Origin of the sequence: Stieleria sp., assembly GCF_041595215.1 — a bacterium.
In the GTDB taxonomy this organism is placed as follows: Bacteria; Planctomycetota; Planctomycetia; order Pirellulales; family Pirellulaceae; genus Stieleria; species Stieleria magnilauensis.
In genome coordinates this window covers 1-6,095 of the sequence record NZ_JBFHKV010000477.1, presented here as the reverse complement: position 1 = coordinate 6,095, position 6,095 = coordinate 1, and the positions used below count along the sequence as shown (strand labels likewise).

Genomic DNA, 6,095 nt, shown 5'->3' with positions numbered 1-6,095 from the left:
TTCGCCTTGAAAAGAGCCCCAGATGCCGACGCGATCGCCTGCTGGGCGACGCAACGAAAACCGAGGACCACGACCGCGTGTCCGATCGTGGTGATCGCGCGACTTGCGCCGTAAATCGGGCTATTGGCGAGTCCCAGAACCTGAGAACTGATCGTCGGTTCGCATTCGATCAGTTGAACGACCGCGGGCACGTTCGCCTCGGTTTGGTTCAGCGTCTCAACGAGTTGTGATGCGGTGGCGGAAAATCGAGGGATTTCGAACTGAAAGTTGGCACTCTCGTTACAATCGACGGTCGGTTCGCACGGTGGGCAAGGAGTCATGGGTGCGAAACAGGGTCGGAGGAGGAGGGTTTGCAGAACGGATTCAGATCGGGTGATTCGTCGATCGCCTCGAAAGTGTAGGTCGCGAAGGATTGACGCAAATCAATCTCGCCAGGGGATAACCGACATCGACCACTGACGGCCTGTCGATTGAAGCCCGCATGCGTTAGCACGGGGCCACGCGGCGTCCCTCGCTGACACGTCGGGCTAGCATCGATCGCGATGCGGCTAAGCGTCGGTGATTCCCGTCTCTGCCGGCAGCTGTCGCGGTGGGGCGACCGTGTAGAGGCGTTGCAGTTTTTCGGGATGCTCGATCCGCTGATTGAGCATCTGCTGGCAGAGCGAATCGGCATCCGCCTCAGGCTTGACGCAGTTCAGCAAACCGTCTTCGGCCGCCAGTTGATACGGAAACAAACCATGTCGGCTTGCCAGTTCTGCCGCTCGCTGAAATGCCTCGATCGCCTGTTCCCGTTCCTCGGACTGACGTTTCTCGATTCCGCGGATCAGCGCGGCCAGCATCCGTCCATAGTCGGAGGTCTGGTTTTCCAAGCGAACGATGCAGGCTTCAACGACCGCGGGGTCGGTCAGCGGGCCGGCGGATGATTGGCTGCGCAGGTGAAGCGATACCAACGCCGTGAAGTAGTCCAGGGAAACTCGGACCAGCAAGATCTGTCCGATCGGCGAGCTTTCGATGGACCGTCGCATCTTCATCACCAGCGGTGAGGCGGCGGCGAAGTCGCCCAGGTAAAGCGATTGCTGAACGGTTTGCATCCACTGCAAGAAATCGATCAGCTCGACGGTCCCGGTGTCGGTCTTGATGCGTTGGTTGTCTCGGCAAAGCTGTTGCAGTTCGGCGACGTTGTCGGACAACAGCAAGCCGTTTCCGCCATAGCCGATCGTTGCGACCAACTGCTGGTAGGAATCGTTACGACGCTTGGCATCGTCGACCATTTCATGAACCATCGACTGCATTTCGTTCCACCGTCCGAGGTGCCAGTCGGCCCACAGACGTAACCATCGGGTGTGTGCGATTTCGAAACGCAGCGGTTTGGAATCAGCGATGAAATCGAGCACACAGGAGTCGACGGCATCGGGAACGGCACTCCATCGCATCGCCAGCGACTCGGTGAATGCGATCCCGGAACGGATCTCCGCGGTGATCTTGCCGGCCGGTTGATGGTTCAGGCACGCCAGCAGGGCATCAAGAGACTCGCGGCTTTGAACTTGAACGCTGGTCTGGTCGGCGGACACCAGCGAGGTCCAGACATGTGCCATCGCGGCGAAATGAATCCGCTCGTTGGTCGATCCATGTTCCAGGGCTCGGTTGGCGCCGTGGAGCACCAATTGCAGCGTGCCTCGAAAGTCCAGCATCGCCATCGAACGACTGATCTCGCTACAGAAATGCAGTTCGCACGCTTCGACGGAATCTTGTTGCGGTGCAGGCTCATCGCCTGTTTCTCGATCGTCGGATTGCACCGTGTCTTGATGGTGCAACTCGAGTTCGCTGATGTCGCTCAGTTGATCGGCCAGCCGGGCAAGTTGCGCGCGAACATCGGAAAGCGAGCATTCCCCGGAGCCCGGGGCGAAGGAAATCGAAAACTGGTCGGCCAGGTCAGCCAACAGCGGACGGGCGCGATCCATTTGCCCGCTTCGAAGCAACAGTTGCAGCGCCAGGGTTTGAAATCGCAGGCGTTCGTGCGTGTCGGTGGCCCCTTCGGAGAGTTCGAGGTAGTAGTGGGCTGCTTTCTCGGGCAAATCGGCTTCGTGGAAACACCGTGCGGCGTCTCGCAAGTGTTTTTCGCGGGCATCCCCGGTGACTTGGCGTAGCACCTTTGCGTGCCATTCGCCCGCCTCGGACTTGGCAAAGGCGCGGTCGGCATTCTCGGCGGCCATGATCGCGAATGGCAATGCCCGGCCGTCCTGGTCGGCGGCATAATAATGGGCGGCAATGCGGGCGGCGAAATCACGCGGTCGATTGAGTTTGGATAACAAGTCCGCCCAGGCCAGATGGGCTTGGTGGAGTTCGTTGGTGTCCAGGTTTTCGATCAAACCGTCGGCAATCTTGTCATGAACGACGGTGATGCATTCTTTACCCGTGGCGTCGTCATTGACCAGACGTTGGTTGACCAATTCGAACACGGACACATCGACTTGTTCGCCTCGTCCGGTCAGATCCGCTAGCTGGCTGATCGAAACCGGGGCCGCCGCGGTCACGATGAAGGCGAGGATGGATTTGGCATCGTCGCTCAAACGGTCAAACCGGGCACGCCAAAATCGATCGACGTCGCCCAGGTTCGAGATCGAGGCGTCGTTGGATTCTTCGACCTGATGCAGCATCCCTTCGGGGCGAAACTCTTCGGCCAATTCTTGCAATCGGAAGGCGTTGCAGCGAGAGACGTCGACCAGTTCCTGTAGGCCGGCGGGATTGATGTTGGCATCCCAACGCGTCGCCGCGGTTTGCAAGAACGACAGCGCCGCGTCGGGTGGTAGCGGGCCGATGTAAATGCACTGGTCGGCTGCCTGGCGTTGATTGGTTTCCGGTTTTCGCGAGGAAGTGATGATTCCCAAGAAGCCATCGGTGTCCTTTTGCAACTCGTCCCAGACGGTGTCGCTGTCGTGGTCGGACCACTGGGCGTCATCGATGATGATGATCAGCGGGCCGACTTTGCGCAGTTCACGGCTCAGTCTTGCCGCGGCCGAAAGTGCGTCGAGTCGTTCCGGGACCGCGGAGAACATGTCGGGCGTTTCGGCGAGGTCCGTGACGATGACGTGACGCAACTGGGGAAACGAATGAATAAGGAGCGAGGCGCTGACCGGATCGAGTCTCAGCGCGTCGCGATCGGAACGGGAGTAACGCTGGGCGATTTGATCGGCGATTTGGTCCAACACCTGCAGCGTCTGGTTTTCGCGCGATCGGCACTTGACCCGAAACACCTGGCCCCAGTTGTTCTGTCGAAGTTGACGCTCCAGTTCATCCAGCAATCGCGTCTTGCCCGCGCCCGCTTCGCCGTGGATGTGCAGTCGCCCGGTGCGGCCGCGATAGATTTCACGGATCCACCGTTCACATTGTTCCAACTCGCGTTCGCGGCCGAACAGATGGTGCGTGGTCACCAATCGAATCGGATTGTCATCGGTCTTCGTCATCGCGACGATTTCAAGTGATGACGGGCGTTTGGTACGGTCGGCATTGAGCATGCCGGCGACGGCCATTCGCAGCAGCGGTGGGACGTCTTCGTCCATGCCCGAGACGGCGTCGGCAATCGTTTGCTCGTCTTCGTCACGCACCCAGTCGGCGAAATCGCCCTGACGCAGCCAGCGATCGCTTCCCGAGATCTCGTTCAGGCAATCCAGCATCACCAGACCCAAGCTGAACACATCGCCCGCCGGGGTGTAACTTTGTTCCCATAACGCTTCCGGGGAAAAGTACCGCGGGGTCCCGGCGATGTAGGGACGCAGCCCATAGGGGTCGGTTTCCGGATCGCAGTTGGCGACCAATCCGTAGTCGACGATCACACCGTGCCCGTTGTTGCGGACCATCATGTTCGTCGGTTTTAAATCGCGATGCACCAGACCGCCGAAGTGCATGATCGCCAATCCGACGGCATAGTCGTGCAGCAGCGAATGAAGCCGCCGATAGGCTTCCGGCGGAGGCAATTCTTTGAGCCGCAATGCCGCCGCATACAACGTCTCGCCTTCGATCTCTTCCATCGACAGCACGGTGTACTTCTCGATGATCTCGATCCGGTCGGTGCGGAGCAGGCAGGGGTGCCGAAACGGAGACATCCGGCGGAACCCGAGCTTGTTGCGATACAAATCGTGCGACGACATGCGGCACAGCAATTTGAGTGCGCAGCGCCGCTTGGCCAACAAGTCGTCGGCCGAATAGACAAATCCCGCCTTGCCACGACCGATCAACTCGCGAATGCGGAAATCGCCAAAGCGTTGGCCGGCCACCAGCGGCGAACTCATGCACGATTCAAGCGAGTTGGATAAACGCGTTTCGTCGTTGCGTGACGGGCGGCCCTGAGTTTCGTCAGACGGATTTGCAGGAGGGTTCTCTGGAGGTGCATCCATCGCGATGACGCTAGCCGTATGCTTGGATCGATTGAATCGAGTTCATTTGCTCGGCAACAACCGTTCGTTCGCCTCTCGGCAGCCCTCTTGGCCCTGATCGTTTGCCTCTGATCTCTTTGGTGGCGAAGCCCCGCCAAATTTTCAGACGCAGTATAAACGACTCGGTCGAACCGCTGGAGGCAAAATCCAGGTGTGCGCCAGAAGAAGTTGAATCGTGGCGTTTGCGCACATCGTGTCCCCGCAATGTTGCATCGTGGGGGGGCTGCCTTCCCTTTGTCGGCGGCCCGATTTGTCGCCCATCGCCGTCGCTCGCTTTCGATCAGAATGCAAAGACCGCGTACAGCGAAATGGCCAACAGGATCAGCCCGCCGCCGACGTAGGGAGCGGCTTTCCACGGAGTCAGGTCGACCGCCCCCACGTCTTGTTGGACGTAGGGTGTGCTGCGGCGGAACCCGACCGCGCCGAGAACCAACTGCAGCACGATCAGACCCAAAAACACGACGCCCATGAAGTGATACCCCGACCCGAAGGTCCCGATCACCCAGCCCTGCTCTGTTTCGCTTTGGCCACTTAAGAACGTCCCGATCGACATTGCGGTCAACCCGACGATCAGCGTGATCAGCGCAGACATCCCGTCAACCGTGCGATTGGTCAAGCCGACCAACATGATCGCCAGAATGGGGATGAAGTAGACGCCATTGAGCTTTTGAAAGAAACCAAAAACCTCTTCACGGCCATGGAAAAACGTGGGGGCGGCGATCACGGCGAACACCGCCACGACGAAGCTGCAAAGCTGGCCGGAGAGCACGACCTGGTGCGTCGACGCCTGGGGACGAATGAATTTCTTGTAGATGTCCAGGGAAAACAACGTCGCGCTGCTGTTGAGCACCGAGTTGAACGTTGACAGGATCGACCCGACGACCACGGCGGCAAAAAATCCTACCAACGACTCGGGTAAAACTGAAACCACGAGCGTGCCGTAGGCCCGGTTGGCCGCCCCATCGGTCGTCGCGCCGACGCGCTCGGCAAACTCGGGATTCGTGGCAACCAAGTACGCGGCCGCAATCCCAGGCAACACCAAAATCAGCGGCGCCAAGATTTTGAAGAACGCGGCCAACAGGACACCCTTTTGCCCCTCGGCCAGGTTTTTGGCGCCGAACGTGCGCTGAATGATTTGTTGATTGGTGGACCAATAGAAAAAATTCAGCAGCAAGACCCCTGTAAAGAGGGTCGGCCAGGAGACATCTTCGTCGGCCGATCCGAGCGAGCGGAACGCGTCCGGGTCGCGGTCGGCGATCAGCGACAACGCGGTGAGTAAACTGCCGTCCTCCCCGGCGATCGTGGAGAGTGTGAAATAGGTGATCATCAATCCACCGATCAGCAGCCCCGCACCGTTGAAGGTGTCCGAGACCGCCACCGCTTTTAATCCGCCCCAAATCGCATAGGCACCACCGACCGTTGCGATAAAAATGATCACCGTCCAGATCGTTTGGATCTGTGTCATGTTCAACCGCGATTCCAGTTCCAGCATTCCCGACAATCCGTTGGCCCCCAAATAGAGCACGAAGGGCAGCAGGATCAGCATGTAGGCGATGACGAAGAGAAACGTCGTCAACGTTCGCACGCCACTGCCGTAACGCTCTTCAAAGAACTGTGGGATGGTTGCGATCCCGGATTTCAAATAACGCGGCAGAAACACCA

Annotated in this window: 3 protein-coding genes; all 3 read right to left on the bottom strand. The window is 59.0% G+C overall.

Annotation, left to right across the window (positions count from 1 at the left end; genetic code table 11):
* A partial coding sequence (locus ABX749_RS18190) for an HDOD domain-containing protein (protein WP_372897213.1) occupies positions 1–320 on the bottom strand: 320 nt, incomplete at its 3' end.
* A gap of 228 nt (positions 321–548) precedes the next feature.
* On the bottom strand, positions 549–4,289 hold the full coding sequence (locus ABX749_RS18185) for an AAA family ATPase (RefSeq protein WP_372897212.1): 3,741 nt from the start codon (positions 4,287–4,289) through the stop codon (positions 549–551).
* Between the two features lie 424 nt (positions 4,290–4,713).
* Positions 4,714–6,095 (bottom strand): solute:sodium symporter family transporter (locus ABX749_RS18180; RefSeq protein WP_372897211.1); only part of this gene is annotated, 1,382 nt, incomplete at its 5' end.